Raw genomic sequence first — 16,759 nt, forward strand, 5'->3', positions numbered from 1 at the left:
GCAGTGCAACGAAAAAGGCCCGGGACTTCCCGGGCCTTTCTGCATCAGGCGATTTTCTCTGCCGGCAAGGGCAAGGCCGGCAGACGCTGGTCGAGCAGACCGAGGCCTTCCTGGAACAGCTGGTTGCTGCGCTCCACTTCCCCCATCTGCGCCAGCAGACGGGCGAGTTCGGCACAGGTTTCAGGGTCACGACGGAAGCTCAGGCTGCTCTCGAAGTACTCCCGCGCCTTGCCCCAGAGGCGATTGCGCAGGCACAGGCGGCCAAGGGTGAGCAACAGCGCACTGTCACCGGCATGCTCCTTCAACCAGCCCTCGGCCGTCTGCAGTTGGCGGGCCGGGTCGCGACCACGCAGCAGGCCGTAGAAACGCACCAGTGCTTCATCGTAGCCGCGCTTGATGGCGCCACGTACGGACTCCTCGGCTTCTTCCTCGGCACCTAGGCGGCGCAGTTGTTCGGCAAAAGCCAGCACCAGGCGAGGCTCATTGCGCTGGGCTGACGACAGCTGCTGCCAGGCGCGAGTCAGGGGCTGCAGGGCGGTTTCGCCTTCGTTCAGCCCTTCTTCGCCGGCCTGATGCAAGCGGGCGCTCCAGACGCGCAACTCGAGTTCAGCCAGTTGGCCCTCCGGCAGGGCCTTCTCCTTGCGCAAGGTCGGCAGCAGGCCAACCAGAGCTGCCCAGTCGCCCCGCACCTCATGCACATGGAGCAATTGACGCAGCACCTGATGGTGACGCGGATGACGCTCGTGCACGGCCTTGAGGGTTTCCAGCGCGGCTACCGAATCGCCGCGGTCCAGTTGCAACTCGGCATGGGCCAGGGCGATAGCCAACTCGGCCTGAGGCTGACGCTCCAGGGCACGTTCCAACAGTTGCTCGGCCTCTTCGATCTGGCCGATCTTCTGCGCAGCACGGGCCGCACCCAGGTAATAGATCAGCGGCTGCGGATCACCCTCGGCAGCGCGTTTGAGGTGGCGCAGCGCGCGAGCCCAGCGGCCTTCGGCGAGATCCAGCAGCCCCTGTTCGGAGGCCAGCCTCGCGCGACGCCGGGCATTGCGCCGCGACCAGGGATTGACCACGCCGCCGGACACCGCCACCAGCCGTAGCAGGTAGCGCAGGACGATGAACAACAGCCAGAGGGCCGCCAGCAGCGCCAGGGTCGCCCAGAGGGTGGACTCGTAGCGGAAGCCCTTGTAGGCCACGAGCACGTAGCCCTTGTGCTGGGCGACGGCCATGCCGATGAGGGTGGCTGCGGCACCGATTACCGCGAGGATCAGCAGGACCTTGAGCAGGCGTTTCATTGGCCGGCCTCCTTGGCCGGCTCGGCGGCGGCCGGCGCCTCGGATTCCTCAGCTGCCGCGCCCGGAGTGCGCTGCAGGTAGGCCTGCAGGGCGCTCAGTGCCGGCGCGAGATCAGGCGCCTGGACCTCCACCGGCTGACCGGCAAGTTCGTCGAGGCGGGCGAGCAGCGCGCGGCTATCCGGATTCTCTTCGTTGAAGTGGCCGTTCAGTACTTCACGGGCCTGGCGCAGGGACTGCTGATAGACCTGGGTCTGCCCGTGCAGCGCACCCCATTGCGCCTGCTCCAGGGCCAGCGACAGGGCGAGGCGGACCTGGGACAGGCTCTGCCCGGCCAACAGCGGCTTGATGTCCTGGCTGGCGTCCAGCTGGATGCGGAAGTAGTGCGAGAGTTTCTCCAGCCACTCGGCCCAGGCGCTGCCACCGTCGCCTTCGGCGGCCATGTCCATCAGCACACCGCCTTTGTCCTCGAAGGACGGCACCAGCGGATTGAGCTGCGCCGCCTGCTCACGCAGCGCGCCGAGCTGGAGGAACAGGCCGGTACGATCCGGCTGCTCGGTGCTGCGCAGGGCGGCAAGGCTCTTCGCCAGTTGCTCGCGAGCGGCATAGGCGCCGGGATCATCCTGCTCGCGAAGGATGTCATCGGCGGCCTGCACCAGGGCGGTCGCACTGTGGATATCCTGCAGCGCGGAGAGCCGCAGGCTGGCCAGGCGCAGCAGGTGCTCCGCCTCGGCCAGGCGCCAGTCCTTGCGGCTGGCGCCGAGGATGGTTTCCAGGCGCTGGCGCAGCTGTTGCTGATCGCCCTGCAGGTCCACCAGCAGACGGCGACGCTCGTCCAGTTCGGCAGCGCTGGGCAGTTCTTCCAGGCGTTGGGTGAGTTGTTGTTCGCGCTGGGCCAGGGCGCGGGTCTGGCCACGGGCATCCTCGACCATGCTCAGTTGTTGCTGGTCGCGGCTTTCCAGGGTTCGCACCTGCCAGAGACCCCAGCCGCCCACGGCGATGCCGGCGGCGCCCAGCAGCAGGGCGAACAGCGCCAGGCCATTGCCCCGAGGAGCAGGCGCGGCACTGGCAGGGGTTACGGGTTCGGCGGCTACGGTGTGTTGCTCTTGGTTCGGGGCTTCTGCTTCGCTCACGTATCCATCCTTCGCATCAGTGGGCCGGCGCCGGATACTGCCTGAGCGCCGCCAGCAAGGCCGCGGCACTGGCGCCACGACAATCCACAACATTCTTCACGCCCGCCTCTGCGGCCTGCTCGGCCACACGCGGGCTGGGTACGAACAGGGTCAGGCGAGCCAACTCGGACCAGGCGTCGCCCGCCAGGCGCTGGAGGTTCTCCAGGCCCTGACCACTGCTGACCACCAGACCATTCAGGCGTTCCGACTCGACGCGGCGCGCCAGGGTGCCGGCCGGGTAGTCCGGCAGGCAGCGCCGATAGAGTTCCAGATAGTCGACCGCGACGCCTTGGCCGCGCAAGCGCTCGGCGAGGAATTCTCGGCCACCCTCGCCACGCATGATCAGCAGCCTGGGGTTGGGCACGGAAAGCGCTTCGGCCAGTTGCGGCAGCGTCAGCAAGGCCTCGCTATCGTCACCGTCCGCTGGCCAGGCCGTCGGCAGGCCGTACGCTTCGAGCAGGGCACCGGTGGCCGCGCCAACGCTGAACCAGCGCTGATCGGCAGGCGGTTGCGGCCAGTAGCGATCAAGCAACTCAAGGCCGAGACGCGCCGCCGGCTTGCTGACCACCACCACCGCGCAGTAGCGATCGAGTTCAAGGATGACGCCACGCTGCTCGGGCGTTTCCTCGATGGGTTCGATGGCCAGCAACGGCAGGCTGCTGCTGAACACCTGCTGCTCGGCCAGGGTCGCGGCCAGGGCTTCGCACTCCTCGGCGGGACGCGTCAGCAGCAACCGCCAACCCGTCACGGGTGACCGGCCTCGCCGTAGACGGCCTTGAGGATGTCACCGGCGCCCTGTTCCAGCAGCTCATCGGCGACCTTCACGCCCAGCGCTTCGGCATCGGCAGAGGCGGCACGGGCCTCGGCACGCAGCAGCTTGCCGCCGTTGGGCTCACCGACCAGGCCGCGCAGCCAGAGCTGGTCGCCTTCGAGGATCGCGTAGCAGGCGATGGGCACCTGGCAACCACCATTCAGGTGCTTGTTCAAGGCGCGCTCGGCGGTGACGCGCAGGGCAGTCGCCTGGTGATGCAGGGGCGCCAACAGGGCGTGGATTTCGCTGTCCGCGGTGCGGCACTCGATGCCCACGGCACCCTGGCCACCGGCCGGCAGGCTGTCCTCGACGCTGATGGAGGAACGGATGCGGTCCTCGAAGCCCAGGCGGATCAGGCCGGCGGCGGCGAGGATGATGGCGTCGTACTCACCGGCATCCAGCTTGGCCAGACGGGTATTCACGTTGCCACGCAGGAACTGGATCTTCAGATCCGGCCGACGGGCCAGGAGCTGGGCCTGGCGACGCAGGCTGGAGGTGCCAACCACGCTGCCGGCAGGCAGGGCGTCGAGGCTGTCGAAGCGATTGGAGACGAAGGCATCGCGCGGGTCTTCACGCTCGCAGATGCAATACAGGCCGAGACCTTCGGGGAAGTCCATGGGCACGTCCTTCATGGAGTGCACGGCGATGTCGGCCTCGTTCTCCAGCAGGGCGGTTTCCAGCTCCTTCACGAACAGGCCCTTGCCACCGATCTTCGCCAGCGGCGCGTCGAGCAGCTTGTCGCCCTTGCTCACCATGGGCACCAGGCTGACCTTGATGCCAGGGTGCGCTTCTTCAAGACGGGCTTTGACGTATTCGGCCTGCCACAGGGCCAGGGCACTCTTGCGGGTGGCGATGCGGATCTCGCGGGACATGATCATTTCCGGAAACGGTAATGCCCGGAATCATAACAGGCCCGCGCACTGCCAGGGCGCGGGGGGATGTCGCGCAGCGACACGGTTTGTCGAAGAAACGCAGCCGAAACGGAACGAGCCGACTGACGGCCCGCTACAGGTTGTTCATCAGTTTCCGCACACCGGCCACATGGCGGCGGCTGACGGTCAGGGCCTCACCGTTCATACCCTTGAGGTAGAGCTGGAAGTGGCCCAACGGAGTGCGCTGCAGCCGCTCGATTCGCTCGCGGGCCACCAGGGCGTTGCGGTGGATGCGCACGAAACGGTCGCCGAACTCGTCTTCCAGCGCCTTGAGGGGCTCATCCAGCAGCACCTCGCCATGCTCATGGCGCAGGGTCACGTACTTGTGGTCGGCAATGAAGAAGATCACCTGATCCAGGGGGATCAGCTCGATGCCTTTCCGGGTTCGGGCGCTGATGTGACTTCGGGGACCGCTCCCGCTGACCGCAGCAGGACGGGTCAGCGCAGCGAGTTGCACACGGTTGGGTCGCTCGGCCTTCTTCAGCGCCTCCGCCAGGGACTCGGAGCGCACGGGTTTGACCAGGTAGCCCACGGCACTGACCTGAAAGGCCTCCAGGGCGAATTCGTCGTGGGCCGTGCAGAAGATCACCGCTGGCGGCGCTTCGCGTTCACAGAGCTTGGCGGCCACCTGCAACCCGTCCAGGCCTGGCATTCGAATGTCGAGCAGAACGACATCCGGCTTGAGGCTGTCGATCAAGGTGAGCGCCTCCTCGCCATTGCTGGCGGCAGGCTCCAGTACTCGGTACCCCTCGAGGTCGCCGACCAGTCGGCTGAGGCGCTCGCGGGCTAGGGGTTCATCGTCGACGATCAGGACATTCATATCGCACGGGCTTCCTGCGTGAGTCTCGCACAAGGATAGCGTAGACAGGTGAAGTGGCGGCCGTCACGGCGCTCCACGCTGAGACTTGCCCGCGGCCCGAAAAGTGCCGTCAGGCGCGCGTCGATATTGCGTAGAGCCTGCTGGGTTCCACGCGATGGCGACTGCCCCTGGACCTCTTCGTAAGGGTTGCTTACGCAGAGGCGGAACATGCCATCGCGATAATCCGCTTCGATCTTTACCAGCCCCCCTTCGATGCGCGGCTGGATGCCATGAATCAGGGCATTCTCCAGCAACGGCTGCAGCGTCAATTGGGGGATGGGTAGATCGTCCGGTACTTCATTCACCTGCCAATCCAACTGTAGCCGGTCTCCGAGACGATATTGCTCGATCGAGAGATATCGTTTCGCCAATTCCACTTCCTCGCCCCAGTCGACCAGGGTGCCGGGCTTGGCCAGGCTGGCACGGAATATGTCGGAGAGGTCGAGTACGGCCTGCTCGGCCTTGTCTGGATCGATCACCACCAGACTCGCGATGCTGTTCAGGCTGTTGAACAGGAAGTGCGGGCGGATGCGCGCCTGCAGGGATTCGATGCGTGCCTTGAGCTCGGCCTGCTGCTGCTTGCGCCACTGGCTCTGCAGATAGAAGTAGCGCAGCAGCAGCGCGGACATGATCAGGCTGATCAGTCCATGGCGCAGGTAAAGGTTGACCTCGCCATTGCGCGGCAGCGGTCCGCCGAGATCGAAGTAGTCGGCCACCGCAGTGCCGGCCAGGGTCAGGCCCACCACCAGGGCGCAGCACAGGCTTCCGGCGAGGGCCGCCCGCATGCGCGCCAGCAACGGTCTGAGCTGGCACAACACCGCCGCCGACAGCAGGACGATCCACTGCACGAAAAGGGAGGTCAGAGCCAGGCGCACCCAGTTGAAACTGGGCAGCATGGGCTCGGCCAGCACCAGCACCAGTACCAGCAGTTCGGCCAGCAGCACCAGTCCGAGCAAAGCCTCGGGCAGGCACAACTCCGGCAGGAAGAAATCGTCGTTGGCGGTTTTGGAACGCGCTTTCTTTTTCAGGCGCTTTGGCATCCCGGACATATCCCCAATGGCCCGGCGAGCGACCAGCCGGGGTCGCCGGGCAAAAGCCTGTACTGAACCATCAAACCCACGGAAATTCCGTGAAGGCAGCGGCAATCTGCCCAACCCCCGACCGGACAGGCCGCGCCGGTTTTTCCGGCAACACTGTTATTATCGACGGTATTTTCCGGCCCATCGGCTTTCTTTCACCTTCCGCACCGAGTGAACCCATGAGCACCGACAAGACCAACCAGTCCTGGGGTGGCCGCTTCAGCGAGCCCGTCGACGCCTTCGTCGCCCGTTTCACCGCGTCCGTAGACTTCGACAAGCGCCTGTACCGCCACGACATCATGGGCTCGATCGCCCATGCCACCATGCTGGCACAGGTCGGCGTGCTCAGCGACGCCGAGCGCGACGCCATCATCGACGGCCTGAAGCAGATCCAGGGCGAGATCGAGGCCGGCAGCTTCGACTGGCGCGTGGACCTGGAAGACGTGCACATGAACATCGAAGCGCGCCTGACCGACCGCATCGGCGTCACCGGCAAGAAGCTGCACACCGGCCGTTCGCGCAACGACCAGGTCGCCACTGACATCCGCCTGTGGCTGCGCGACGAAATCGACACCATCCTCGGCGAAATCACCCGCCTGCAGCAGGGCCTGCTGGGCCTCGCCGAAGCGGAAGCCGGCACCATCATGCCCGGCTTCACCCACCTGCAGACCGCCCAACCTGTGACCTTCGGCCACCACCTGCTGGCCTGGTTCGAGATGCTCAGCCGCGACCACGAGCGCCTGGTGGATTGCCGCAAGCGGGTCAACCGCATGCCGCTGGGTTCGGCCGCCCTGGCCGGCACCACCTACCCGATCCAGCGCGAAATCACCTGCCAGCTGCTCGGCTTCGACGCCGTTGGCGGCAACTCCCTGGACGGCGTGTCCGACCGTGACTTCGCCATCGAATTCTGCGCCGCGGCCTCCCTGGCGATGATGCACCTGTCGCGCTTCTCCGAAGAGCTGGTGCTCTGGACCAGCGCCCAGTTCCAGTTCATCGACCTGCCGGACCGCTTCTGCACCGGCTCCTCGATCATGCCGCAGAAGAAGAACCCCGACGTGCCTGAGCTGGTACGCGGCAAGTCCGGCCGGGTGTTCGGCGCCCTCACCGGCCTGCTGACCCTGATGAAGGGCCAGCCGCTGGCCTATAACAAGGACAACCAGGAAGACAAGGAACCGCTGTTCGACGCCGCCGATACCCTTCGCGACAGCCTGCGCGCCTTCGCCGACATGGTTCCGGCGATCAAGCCCAAGCGCGAAATCATGCGCGAAGCGGCCCGTCGCGGCTTCTCCACCGCCACCGACCTGGCCGACTACCTGGTGCGCAAGGGCCTGCCCTTCCGTGACTGCCACGAGATCGTCGGCCACGCGGTGAAGTACGGCGTGGACACCGGCAAGGACCTGGCCGAAATGAGCCTCGACGAACTGCGCCAGTTCAGCGACCAGATCGGCGACGACGTCTTCGCCGTGCTGACCCTGGAAGGTTCGGTCAACGCCCGTGACCACATCGGTGGCACCGCGCCGAACCAGGTCCGCGCCGCCGTTCAGCGTGGCAAGGACCTGCTGGCCACCCGCTGACCGCTCTCCGGGCGGCGACCCACGCCGCCCGGTTTCCCCCGACGACAGGACATCGCCATGACCGACGACATTGATGACGGTGAAGAGGCCTTCGCCGAGGCCACCCTGACCCAGGCCATCGAGAACCAGATCGAGGCCGGCGAACCGCCTGCCGCTCGCGCCACCTTCAACAAGCTGACCCTGGTGGGTTATGAGCGCGAGGAAATCCTCCAGCTGATGGCCCTGGTCCTGGCCCACGAAATCGACGCCATGCTCGCGGCGGACCGCCCCTTTGACACCGAATGGTACGAAAGGGCCTTGCGGGCACTGCCTGACCTGCCCGAAGATCAGGCCTGACCTCGCCTACACTCCACAGACTCCAGATTCCGGCCGGCCATCGCCGGCCTTTGCAGTACAACAAGAACTAGGAGCGACCATGGTCTTCACCCCCGAACTCATTGCGGAATTCGAACTGCTGGCCCTGTTCAACCTGGACAACTCCCAGGAAGGCCTGAAGGTTCACAACAACGCCAACCCCAAAGCCCAGGCCGCAGTGATGCGATTGCACCAGAAAGGCCTGATCACCCAGCCCGACGGCGGCTACCTGACCAGCCTCGGACTGGACGCAGCCGAACACGTCCAGGCGCTGCGCACCATCCTCGTGCCCCAGCCCGCCTGACACTGCCGCTCAAGTCGGCAACATAACGGGCGATACAATGCGGATGCCTGCCGGCGGTGAAGGCCGCCGGCGAGCCTCCAGCATCGGGACAAGAACAGAGCATGACGCGCACCCAGGAAATCCGCCCGGACATCGACGACGGTATCGACCGCAAGGTCCTCGCGCAGCTGCGCGCCCGCTTCCTCAAGATCAATGACGGCCGCCTGGATCGTGCCATGCAGGCCCTGTCCACCCGCCAGCAGTTGGTCCTGAAGCTGTTGCCGTTGCTGTTCCACGTCAATCACCCGCTGCTTCCCGGCTACGTATCCGGCACCACGCCCGCCGGGCTCTCCGCCTTCGAGCCTGATGACGACCTGCTGGCCGAAGCCCAGCGGCTGACCCGCTCCTTCGCCTACAAGGCGCGACGCGGTCCGCAGCCGACGCCCATCCACGGCCTGTTCCTGATGGGCAGCCTGGGCACCATCGCCCAGGCCGAACAGAGCGACATGGACATCTGGGTCTGCCACGCCCCGGAACTGGATGCCGCCGCCATCGCCGAGCTGCAGCGCAAATGCACGGCCCTGGAACAGTGGGCGGCCGGCCAGGGTGCCGAGGCGCACTTCTTCCTGATCGACCCGGCGCGCTTCACCCAGGGCGACCGCGAAACACGGCTGACCTCCGACGACTGCGGCACCACCCAGCACTACCTGCTGCTGGACGAGTTCTATCGCACCGCCATCTGGCTCGCCGGGCGCACCCCGCTCTGGTGGCTGGTGCCGGTGTACGAGGAAGCACGCTACGCCGAATACACCAGCACGCTACTGTCAAAGCGTTTCATCCGTGCCGAGGAAGTCCTCGACCTTGGCCACCTGGCGCACATTCCCCCAGGCGAGTTCATCGGCGCCAGCATGTGGCAGCTGTACAAGGGCATCGAGTCTCCCTACAAGTCCGTACTCAAGCTGCTGCTCACCGAGGTCTACGCCAGCGAGCACCCGCGAGTGGCCTGCCTGTCGTTGCGCTTCAAGGAAGCGGTCTACGCCAACCGCCTGGACCTGGATGAGCTGGACCCTTACATGGTGGTTTACCGCCGCCTGGAGGAGTACCTGCGTGAGCGCAACGAGACCGAGCGGCTGGAACTGATTCGCCGCTGCCTTTACCTCAAGGTGAACAAGAAGCTCAGCCGGCCGCCGCGCAACCGCAGCAAGAGCTGGCAGCGGTTGTTGCTGGAGCGTCTGACTGCCGAGTGGCACTGGCAGCCTCGGCAACTGGCGATGCTGGACAGCCGCAGCCAATGGAAGGTGCGCCAGGTGCTGGCCGAGCGTCGCGCGCTGGTCAACGAACTCACCTACAGCTATCGCTTCCTGTCCCAGTTCGCCCGTACCGAACAGGCCAGCGGCACCCTCAGCAGTCGCGATCTGGGCGTGCTCGGACGGCGCCTCTACGCCGCCTTCGAACGCAAGGCGGGCAAGGTCGAGTTCATCAACCCGGGGATCGCCCCTGACATCGCCGAAGACACCCTGACCCTGGTGCAGTGCCCCAGCCCGGACGCCGGGGGCGAGACCCAATGGGCGCTGTTCTCCGGCAGCCTGAATACCCTCGAGTGGCGGGACTTCGCGCCGCTCAAGCGCAGCCGCGAACTGATTCCCCTGCTCGCCTGGTGCCACCGCAACGGCGTGATCGATGCCGGCACCCGCCTTTCCCTGCATCCGGGCACCAGCGACCTGACCGAACAGGAGCTGTCCAACCTGCTGACCAGCCTGCAGCAGACGTTCCCCCAGCCACTGGGGCAGGTGGATGAAAACGCCCTGTTGCGCGCGGGAGTGCCGTCGGAAGTGCTGCTGCTGGTGAATGTCGGGGTCGACCCGCTGAAGCAGCACAGCCAGAAGAACCTCCACATGACCACCGAACGTACCGACGCCCTGGGCTACTCCGGGGTGCGCGAGAACCTGGTGGTGACCATCGATCAGGTCATCCTGAACAGCTGGAACGAGCTGCTGGTCAGTCGCTACGACGGCCCGGATGCCCTGCTCGCCTGCCTGCGCGACTACCTCAACAGCCTGCCTGCCAGCGGCGAACGGCCCGGCCTGCGGGTGCGCTGCTTCTGCCGCAACCGCGCCCAGGCCATTAGCCAGCGGGTGCAGGAGCTGTTCGATGACGCCCAGGAGTTGCTCGGCGCTGCCGGAGTGCCGCGCTTCCTGCTGCAGGTGCAGCAGCGCTTCCACGTGCTGCAACTGGAACCAGGCCAGGTCAGCCACGCGAGCCTCAACGATCTGCCGGCCCTGGTGGAACACCTCGGCCGCGACCTGCCGGGCTACAGCCCATTGCAGCTGGACCGGCATGCGCTGGAGGAGCAGGACCTGGCGGTGATCCTCCCCCTGGGCCGGCCGAATTGCATCCAGGTGTTCTATCGCCAGATCGGCGAGGTCGCCGAAATCAGCCTGCTGGACGAGCACAACGCCCTGTGGCGCCAGCGCCTGCCGTTCCGCGATGAACAGAGCCTGCTGACCCCGCTGCACCGTTTCCTGCAGTCGCTGCTCTACCGGCGCAATGCCCTGCTGCCACTGGACAACCCCGTGGCCGTGCCGTCGCCGGAAATCTTATATTACGAGGTGGTGCGCCAGGGGCGCCAGCTGGAACGCCGAGCGGCGCCGTCAGCAGCGGTCAGCCATCCCTTCTATGACGTACAGGCCATCGTCGAGCCAGCCGAGCAGGGACAGGTGCATGTGACCCTCTACTGCAACCACCGCGAGTTCTCCGAGCTGGAATACGGTGCGGGCCTGTTCGCCGCCGTGGCCCGGCACATCCTCGCCCAGCGCCGCGTGCCGGAACGCTACCCCTGCTACATCACCGACCTCGACCTGTCGCGGGTGGCGGGCCGGGGCCAGGCACAGACCGTGCACTACCTGCGCTACAAGGTTGAACTGGAAGAAAGGCTGAACCGCGCATTGCGCGACGGTTGAATCAGCAGGAGCGAATTCATTCGCGATGCAGGACGACGTCCTGCCGTAGGTTGCGGCTGAGGCCACGAAGCCCAACGGGCTGGACTCAGCTGCTGGGCTTGCGCTGTAGGGGCGAATTCATTCGCCAAGGGCGGCGAAGCTGCCCCCATGTGAACCACAGAGGGCGAACCTGCGGTCCGCTTGGCGATTGAAATCGCCCCTACAGCCCGAACAAACATCAGAAGCTGAATCAGCGCGCGTATTCGCCAGCTGCTTCGGGCTGGTACTCGACGGCCAGCAGCGTCAGCTTGAGGGTCTTGCCGCCGGGCACCGGCCAGTCGATGTGCTGACCGACGGACAGGCCGAGCAGTGCGCTGCCCACCGGAGCGAGGATGGATACCTTGCCTTCGCCACCCACGTCTTCCGGGTAGACCAGGGTCAGGTGGTAGTCCTTGCCACTGCTTTCCTCACGGCAATGCACACGGGAATTCATGGTGACGACGCCCGGCGGAACCTCCTCGTGGCCAACCACCTGGGCGCGAGCCAGCTCGCGTTCCAGCGCCTCGGCGGCGGGGCCGAACTCCTCCAGGCTGTCGAGCAGGCGCTCCAGGCGTTGCAGGTCGAGACGGGTAATGGTGATGGACGGGTGGGTGTTCATGGCGAACGCGCGACTCCTTTGCAGGTTACGAAAAAAGCAAAACCCCGCCCGAAGGCGGGGTTTCAGATTCTGTCTGGCCGGGCAACTTGTCCGGAAGCCCGACAGTACGTCAGGCCGCCTGCAATTGGCAAGACCGCCCGGTCAGCCCGGCGCGGGCCGCCGTCTTTGCTGGGCGGAGGCGCAGATTTCGCGGCGCCGCAGGTCGCTGGCCCCGTTCCACTCGCAGATTTCCGCCAGGGTACGGCCACAACCGACGCACACGTCGCTGTCGTCCAGACAACAGCGTCGGATGCATGGCGACGGGTAGCGTGCCGGGGGCGCGCTGTCAGAGTTCGTCGAACTCAATGTCTTCGCCCGCCTGCTCGCGGGTCACGCGGTTGAGCAGCTCGCCCAGGGGCTCTTCGCTGCTGTCGCAGATCCAGCGACCGCTGGCCTTGTCGTAGTCGAAGTGGAATCCCCCCGAACGCGCCGCCACCCAGAGCTGGCGCAGCGGCTCCTGGCGGCTGAAGATCAGTTGGCTGCCGTTCTCGAAGCGCACGGTCAGGACGCCGCCGCTGTTTTCCAGGTCCAGGTCCAGGTCGCTGTCGTCGAACACGTCTTCCACGCGCTCCTGGACTTCGTCCACCAGATCGTGGAACTGGGCTTCGCTCAAACTCATCAGGGTCTACCTCAGGGCATTAATGGGGGTGAAGGGCGACGGTAGTCACCCAGGCTCTGTCCGGTCCAGCGGCGAAAGGCGCGGCCCAGGGAGCCGGGCTCGCTGAATCCGACCAGGAAGGCGATATCGGCCAACTCGAGGGCGGGGTCGCGCAAATAGTGCAGCACCAGTTGCTGGCGCGTCTCGTCCACCAACTGGCTGAAGGATAACCCGGCCTCGCGCAGACGGCGCTGCAAGGTACGCGGGCTCAGCCCCAGGGCCTCGGCCAGGCGCTCCAGGTCCGGCCCTTCGGCGGACAACTGCGCAGCCAGCAGCTCGCGGGCACGATCCAGCACGCTGTGGCCCTGGCGCAGCTCGCCGAGCAGGCGCTCGGCGTAGTCGTCGAACAGCCGGCGGACATCGGCATCGGCCTGACCGAGGGGCGTGGCCAGCAGGCGCCTGGGGAAGACCAGCGCGTTGTCCGTCTGACCGAACAGCACCGGGCAACGGAATATCCGCTGGTACTCCGTGGTGTCCGCTGGCGCCGGATGCTGGAAGCGCACCTCGGTGGGCGGAATGTCCAACCCGGTGATCCAGCGGCCGAAGGTCACCCAACCGGAAAGGGTTTCTTCCGCCAGCAGGGCACGCTGCTGCGGCAACATGGATTCCCAACTGTGCGCCACCTGGGGCTCCAGGCCTTCGCGGGGCGGCTCGTCAGCCAGTTCGACGCGGCCCAGGTTGCCCACCAGCGCCGCATAGCGCGCCTGGCGATGCAGGGCGTCGGCCAGGGTCGCGCAGCTCATCAGCAGGAAACCCAGCACACCGTAGTGGCCTGGGCGCACCGCTTCGCCCAGGTGCAGGCCGAGGTAAGGATCGCCGGACAACCGCGCGGCATGACCCAGTAGCTCGAGATAGGCACTGGCAGCGATGCGCTGGTCGCGCTGGGTGAGAATCGCGGGGGTCAGCTGGACATGGCCAAGCAGCTCGGCAGGGGCCACACCGAACTGTTCGATGCGCTCCACCAGGCCTTGCAGATAGGCGACCGAGACCGAGCCGGCGAGGGTTGCGGCGTTGTCCATGAGAGCTCCTTTTCAAGCCGCCAATGCTAGCTCCGCACAGGCCCGCAGGCCACGCCGGACGGGAATTTCACTGAATAGGCAAGGCGTCGGGGGGTCGGTATACTCCGGAACAATTCACGTTTTCTGCAAGGATTCCGTCATGAAGCGACTCCACGCCCCCTTCGTCGCGCTGCTCGCCGTCGCCTGCCTGCTGGCCGGCTGCGGCCAGAAAGGCCCGCTCTACATGCCTGACGACGAGAAAGCAGCGAAAGAACACCAGAAAGACGTGTACATCCGCTGATCGGGGGAGCAGTCATGGACGCTTTCACGTACCGCGACGGCGAGCTGTTCGCGGAAGGCGTAGCGCTGTCCGATATCGCCGCTCGCTTCGGCACGCCCACCTATGTCTATTCCCGCGCAGCCATCGAGGCCGGCTACAAGGCTTATGCCGATGCCCTGGCCGGCAATGCGGGCATGGTCTGCTACGCGGTCAAGGCCAATTCCAACCTTGGCGTGCTGAACCTGCTGGCCCGCCTGGGTGCAGGTTTCGACATCGTTTCCAGCGGTGAGCTGGAGCGCGTGCTGGCCGCAGGCGGCGACGCCTCGCGCATCGTCTTCTCCGGTGTCGGCAAGAGCCGCGACGACATGCGCCGCGCCCTGGAAGCCGGCGTGCACTGCTTCAACGTCGAGTCGCGCAATGAACTGGAACGCCTGCAGAACGTGGCTGCGGCCATGGAGATGAAGGCGCCGGTGTCCCTGCGGGTCAACCCGGACGTGGATGCCGGCACCCATCCGTACATCGCCACCGGCCTGAAGGAAAACAAGTTCGGCATTTCCATCGACGAAGCTGAAGCCGTCTATGTCCAGGCCGCCAGCCTGCCGAACCTCGATGTGATCGGCGTCGACTGCCACATCGGTTCCCAGCTCACCAGCCTGGAGCCCTTCCTCGATGCCCTCGACCGCCTGCTGGCCCTGATCGACCGCCTGAACGAGCGCGGCATCAAGATTCGCCACCTGGACCTCGGCGGTGGCCTTGGCGTGCGCTACCGCGACGAGCAGCCGCCGCTTCCCGGCGAGTACATCCAGGCCGTGCGCCAGCGCATCAAGGGGCGCAACCTGGAGCTGCTGTTCGAGCCCGGTCGCTCCATCGTCGCCAATGCCGGCGTGCTGCTGACCCAGGTCGAATACCTCAAGCACACAGAACAAAAGGATTTCGCCGTGATCGACGCGGCCATGAATGACCTTATCCGTCCGGCGCTCTACGAGGCCTGGATGGACGTGGTGCCGGTGCAACCGCACAGCGGCGCCGAGCGCACCTACGACCTGGTTGGCCCGATCTGCGAGACAGGCGACTTCCTCGCCCGCGAGCGCAATCTCGTGCTCGCCGAGGGCGATCTGCTGGCGATTCGCTCCGCCGGCGCCTACGGTTTCGTGATGAGCTCCAACTACAACACCCGCGGCCGCGCCGCCGAGGTGCTGGTGGATGGCGAGCAAGCCTTCGAGGTGCGCCGCCGCGAAACGATCGAAGACCTTTACGCCGGCGAAAGCCTGCTGCCGCAGTGAGGGCGCATCCATGCTATTGCGCTTCACCAAGATGCACGGCCTCGGCAACGACTTCATGGTCCTCGACCTGGTCAGCCAGCACGCCCATATCCAGCCCAAGCACGCCAAGCAGTGGGGCGACCGCCACACGGGCATCGGTTTCGACCAGCTGCTGATCGTCGAAGCACCGACCAACCCGGACGTCGACTTCCGCTACCGCATCTTCAACTCCGATGGTTCGGAAGTGGAGCAGTGCGGCAACGGCGCGCGCTGCTTCGCCCGCTTCGTCATCGACAAGCGCCTGACGGTGAAGAAGCGCATCCGCGTCGAAACCAAGAGCGGCATCATCGAACTGGATGTCCGCCCGGATGGGCAGGTGACCGTGGACATGGGACCGCCACGCCTGGTCCCACAGCAGATTCCCTTCGTCGCCGACGCCGAAGCCCTGAACTACCTGGTGGAAGTGGACGGGCAGACCGTCGAACTTGCAGCCATTTCCATGGGCAACCCCCATGCCGTGCTGCGCGTTGATGACGTCGCCAGTGCCCCGGTACACAGCCTCGGGCCGAAGCTGGAGCACCATCCGCGCTTCCCGCAGCGGGTGAACGTGGGCTTCCTGCAGATCGTCGACCGCAAGCAGGCGAAACTGCGCGTCTGGGAACGTGGCGCCGGGGAAACCCAGGCCTGCGGCACCGGTGCCTGCGCCGCAGCAGTCGCCGCGATCCGCCAAGGCTGGATGGACTCCCCGGTACAACTCGAACTGCCGGGTGGCCGCCTCTCCATCGAGTGGGCCGGCCCGGGTCAGCCCGTTATGATGACCGGACCCGCCGTCCGCGTATTCGAAGGACAGGTTCGCCTATGACCGACCAGCACCAGGAACCCCCGCAGCACCTCGACTCCGAGACGGTGGCCGCTTACCTTCGCCTCCATCCGGAGTTCTTCGTCCAGCATGAAGAGCTGATTCCCGAGATGCGCATCCCCCACCAGCCCGGCGACGCCGTGTCCCTGGTGGAACGTCAGGTGAAGCTGCTCCGCGAGCGCAACATCGAGATGCGCCATCGTCTTTCGCAGCTGATGGACGTAGCGCGGGAAAACGATCGGCTGTTCGACAAGACCCGTCGCCTGGTGCTCGACCTGCTCGACGCCTCCAGCCTCGAAGAAGTGGTGGGCGCGGTGGAAGACAGCCTGCGTCACGAGTTCCAGGTGCCCTTCGTCAGCCTCATTCTATTCAGCGAAAACACCCTGCCGGTTGGGCGTAGCGTCACTGTCGCCGAAGCGCATCAGAGCATCGGCGGCCTGCTGGCCGGCGGCAAGACCATCTGTGGCGTGCTGCGCGGCCATGAGCTGGAGTTCCTGTTCGGCGCGCAGGAGCGCGACCAGGTCGGCTCGGCGGCCGTGGTCAGCCTGAGCCACCAGGGCTTGCACGGCGTACTCGCCATCGGCAGCCCGGACCCGCAGCACTACAAGAGCTCCCTCGGCACCCTGTTCCTCGGCTACATCGCCGAAGTCCTGGCCCGAGTACTGCCGCGCTTCGCGACACCCCTGCGTTCGGTGAGATAAGCCGCAGCG

At 66.0% G+C, this 16,759-nt stretch carries 18 protein-coding genes; 8 read left to right on the top strand and 10 right to left on the bottom strand.

Translation table 11 applies throughout. The features are described 5' to 3' along the window. Positions 1-44: 44 nt before the first annotated feature. From E8E91_RS11610 to E8E91_RS11635, 6 genes are all read right to left on the bottom strand, one after another. The gene (locus tag E8E91_RS11610) at positions 45-1,295 is read right to left on the bottom strand and encodes a heme biosynthesis HemY N-terminal domain-containing protein (RefSeq protein WP_280375872.1); all 1,251 of its coding nucleotides are present in this window, start codon (positions 1,293-1,295) and stop codon (positions 45-47) included. Next, positions 1,292-2,425, bottom strand: a complete 1,134-nt coding sequence (locus tag E8E91_RS11615) for a uroporphyrinogen-III C-methyltransferase (protein WP_280375873.1) — start codon at positions 2,423-2,425, stop codon at positions 1,292-1,294. The genes E8E91_RS11610 and E8E91_RS11615 overlap by 4 nt, the downstream gene beginning before the upstream one ends. 16 nt (positions 2,426-2,441) lie before the next feature. Next, positions 2,442-3,212: a uroporphyrinogen-III synthase gene (locus E8E91_RS11620; RefSeq protein WP_280375874.1), complete on the bottom strand. Its 771-nt coding sequence runs from the start codon at positions 3,210-3,212 to the stop codon at positions 2,442-2,444. After that, complete coding sequence (gene hemC / locus E8E91_RS11625; RefSeq protein WP_280375931.1) at positions 3,209-4,150, bottom strand: hydroxymethylbilane synthase; 942 nt, start codon at positions 4,148-4,150, stop codon at positions 3,209-3,211. Before hemC ends, E8E91_RS11620 begins: the two co-directional genes overlap by 4 nt. A gap of 130 nt (positions 4,151-4,280) precedes the next feature. After that, the gene (locus tag E8E91_RS11630) at positions 4,281-5,027 is read right to left on the bottom strand and encodes a LytTR family DNA-binding domain-containing protein (RefSeq protein WP_077525576.1); all 747 of its coding nucleotides are present in this window, start codon (positions 5,025-5,027) and stop codon (positions 4,281-4,283) included. Continuing rightward, positions 5,024-6,106: a sensor histidine kinase gene (locus E8E91_RS11635; protein WP_280369997.1), complete on the bottom strand. Its 1,083-nt coding sequence runs from the start codon at positions 6,104-6,106 to the stop codon at positions 5,024-5,026. The genes E8E91_RS11630 and E8E91_RS11635 overlap by 4 nt, the downstream gene beginning before the upstream one ends. A 218-nt stretch (positions 6,107-6,324) precedes the next feature. Here E8E91_RS11635 and argH point away from each other — a divergent pair, with 218 nt between their 5' ends. From argH to E8E91_RS11655, 4 genes are all read left to right on the top strand, one after another. Then, positions 6,325-7,719 (top strand): argininosuccinate lyase, encoded by a 1,395-nt coding sequence (gene argH / locus E8E91_RS11640; protein ID WP_280375876.1) that lies wholly within the window; start codon positions 6,325-6,327, stop codon positions 7,717-7,719. A gap of 57 nt (positions 7,720-7,776) precedes the next feature. Next, complete coding sequence (locus tag E8E91_RS11645) at positions 7,777-8,055, top strand: hypothetical protein (RefSeq protein ID WP_190829297.1); 279 nt, start codon at positions 7,777-7,779, stop codon at positions 8,053-8,055. A gap of 79 nt (positions 8,056-8,134) precedes the next feature. Then, positions 8,135-8,377 (top strand): TIGR02647 family protein, encoded by a 243-nt coding sequence (locus tag E8E91_RS11650; protein WP_280369992.1) that lies wholly within the window; start codon positions 8,135-8,137, stop codon positions 8,375-8,377. Between the two features lie 101 nt (positions 8,378-8,478). Then, positions 8,479-11,316, top strand: a complete 2,838-nt coding sequence (locus E8E91_RS11655) for a class I adenylate cyclase (RefSeq protein ID WP_280375877.1) — start codon at positions 8,479-8,481, stop codon at positions 11,314-11,316. Positions 11,317-11,545: 229 nt separating this feature from the next. Here the strand turns inward: E8E91_RS11655 and rnk are convergent, their stop codons facing one another. The 4 genes from rnk to E8E91_RS11675 form a co-directional block, all read right to left on the bottom strand. Beyond that, positions 11,546-11,953: a nucleoside diphosphate kinase regulator gene (rnk, locus tag E8E91_RS11660; protein WP_280375878.1), complete on the bottom strand. Its 408-nt coding sequence runs from the start codon at positions 11,951-11,953 to the stop codon at positions 11,546-11,548. Positions 11,954-12,094: 141 nt separating this feature from the next. Next, the gene (locus E8E91_RS11665; protein ID WP_280375880.1) at positions 12,095-12,298 is read right to left on the bottom strand and encodes a DUF1289 domain-containing protein; all 204 of its coding nucleotides are present in this window, start codon (positions 12,296-12,298) and stop codon (positions 12,095-12,097) included. Continuing rightward, entirely contained in the window at positions 12,279-12,614 is a 336-nt protein-coding gene (gene cyaY / locus E8E91_RS11670; protein ID WP_280370620.1) for an iron donor protein CyaY, read from the bottom strand. Before cyaY ends, E8E91_RS11665 begins: the two co-directional genes overlap by 20 nt. A gap of 8 nt (positions 12,615-12,622) precedes the next feature. Next, a complete protein-coding gene (locus E8E91_RS11675; protein ID WP_280375881.1) occupies positions 12,623-13,669 on the bottom strand; it encodes an AraC family transcriptional regulator in 1,047 nt (348 codons plus the stop codon). 139 nt (positions 13,670-13,808) lie between these two features. Between E8E91_RS11675 and E8E91_RS11680 the strand changes: the two genes are divergently transcribed. The 4 genes from E8E91_RS11680 to E8E91_RS11695 are packed head-to-tail and all read left to right on the top strand — an operon-like array spanning position 13,809 to position 16,750. Next, positions 13,809-13,949 carry a lipoprotein gene (locus E8E91_RS11680; protein ID WP_003457568.1) on the top strand — a complete coding sequence of 47 codons (141 nt, stop codon included), beginning with the start codon at positions 13,809-13,811 and terminating at the stop codon, positions 13,947-13,949. A gap of 14 nt (positions 13,950-13,963) precedes the next feature. Beyond that, a complete protein-coding gene (gene lysA / locus E8E91_RS11685) occupies positions 13,964-15,211 on the top strand; it encodes a diaminopimelate decarboxylase (RefSeq protein WP_280369983.1) in 1,248 nt (415 codons plus the stop codon). A gap of 10 nt (positions 15,212-15,221) precedes the next feature. Further along, positions 15,222-16,052, top strand: a complete 831-nt coding sequence (dapF, locus tag E8E91_RS11690; protein ID WP_271469816.1) for a diaminopimelate epimerase — start codon at positions 15,222-15,224, stop codon at positions 16,050-16,052. Beyond that, positions 16,049-16,750 (top strand): DUF484 family protein, encoded by a 702-nt coding sequence (locus E8E91_RS11695; RefSeq protein ID WP_271469817.1) that lies wholly within the window; start codon positions 16,049-16,051, stop codon positions 16,748-16,750. The genes dapF and E8E91_RS11695 overlap by 4 nt, the downstream gene beginning before the upstream one ends. Positions 16,751-16,759: the final 9 nt, after the last annotated feature.

The sequence above is a fragment of the Pseudomonas sp. BN515 genome (assembly GCF_029873155.1).
Classification (GTDB): Bacteria; Pseudomonadota; Gammaproteobacteria; order Pseudomonadales; family Pseudomonadaceae; genus Metapseudomonas.

Coding starts and splice junctions, on each gene's coding strand:
- E8E91_RS11630 (WP_077525576.1), bottom strand. CDS start 5,027: ATGAATGTCCTGATCGTCGACGATGAACCCCTAGCCCGCGAGCGCCTC.
- E8E91_RS11610 (WP_280375872.1), bottom strand. CDS start 1,295: ATGAAACGCCTGCTCAAGGTCCTGCTGATCCTCGCGGTAATCGGTGCC.
- E8E91_RS11680 (WP_003457568.1), top strand. CDS start 13,809: ATGAAGCGACTCCACGCCCCCTTCGTCGCGCTGCTCGCCGTCGCCTGC.
- E8E91_RS11655 (WP_280375877.1), top strand. CDS start 8,479: ATGACGCGCACCCAGGAAATCCGCCCGGACATCGACGACGGTATCGAC.
- dapF (WP_271469816.1), top strand. CDS start 15,222: ATGCTATTGCGCTTCACCAAGATGCACGGCCTCGGCAACGACTTCATG.
- lysA (WP_280369983.1), top strand. CDS start 13,964: ATGGACGCTTTCACGTACCGCGACGGCGAGCTGTTCGCGGAAGGCGTA.
- E8E91_RS11650 (WP_280369992.1), top strand. CDS start 8,135: ATGGTCTTCACCCCCGAACTCATTGCGGAATTCGAACTGCTGGCCCTG.
- E8E91_RS11695 (WP_271469817.1), top strand. CDS start 16,049: ATGACCGACCAGCACCAGGAACCCCCGCAGCACCTCGACTCCGAGACG.
- E8E91_RS11645 (WP_190829297.1), top strand. CDS start 7,777: ATGACCGACGACATTGATGACGGTGAAGAGGCCTTCGCCGAGGCCACC.
- E8E91_RS11635 (WP_280369997.1), bottom strand. CDS start 6,106: ATGCCAAAGCGCCTGAAAAAGAAAGCGCGTTCCAAAACCGCCAACGAC.
- argH (WP_280375876.1), top strand. CDS start 6,325: ATGAGCACCGACAAGACCAACCAGTCCTGGGGTGGCCGCTTCAGCGAG.
- E8E91_RS11675 (WP_280375881.1), bottom strand. CDS start 13,669: ATGGACAACGCCGCAACCCTCGCCGGCTCGGTCTCGGTCGCCTATCTG.
- rnk (WP_280375878.1), bottom strand. CDS start 11,953: ATGAACACCCACCCGTCCATCACCATTACCCGTCTCGACCTGCAACGC.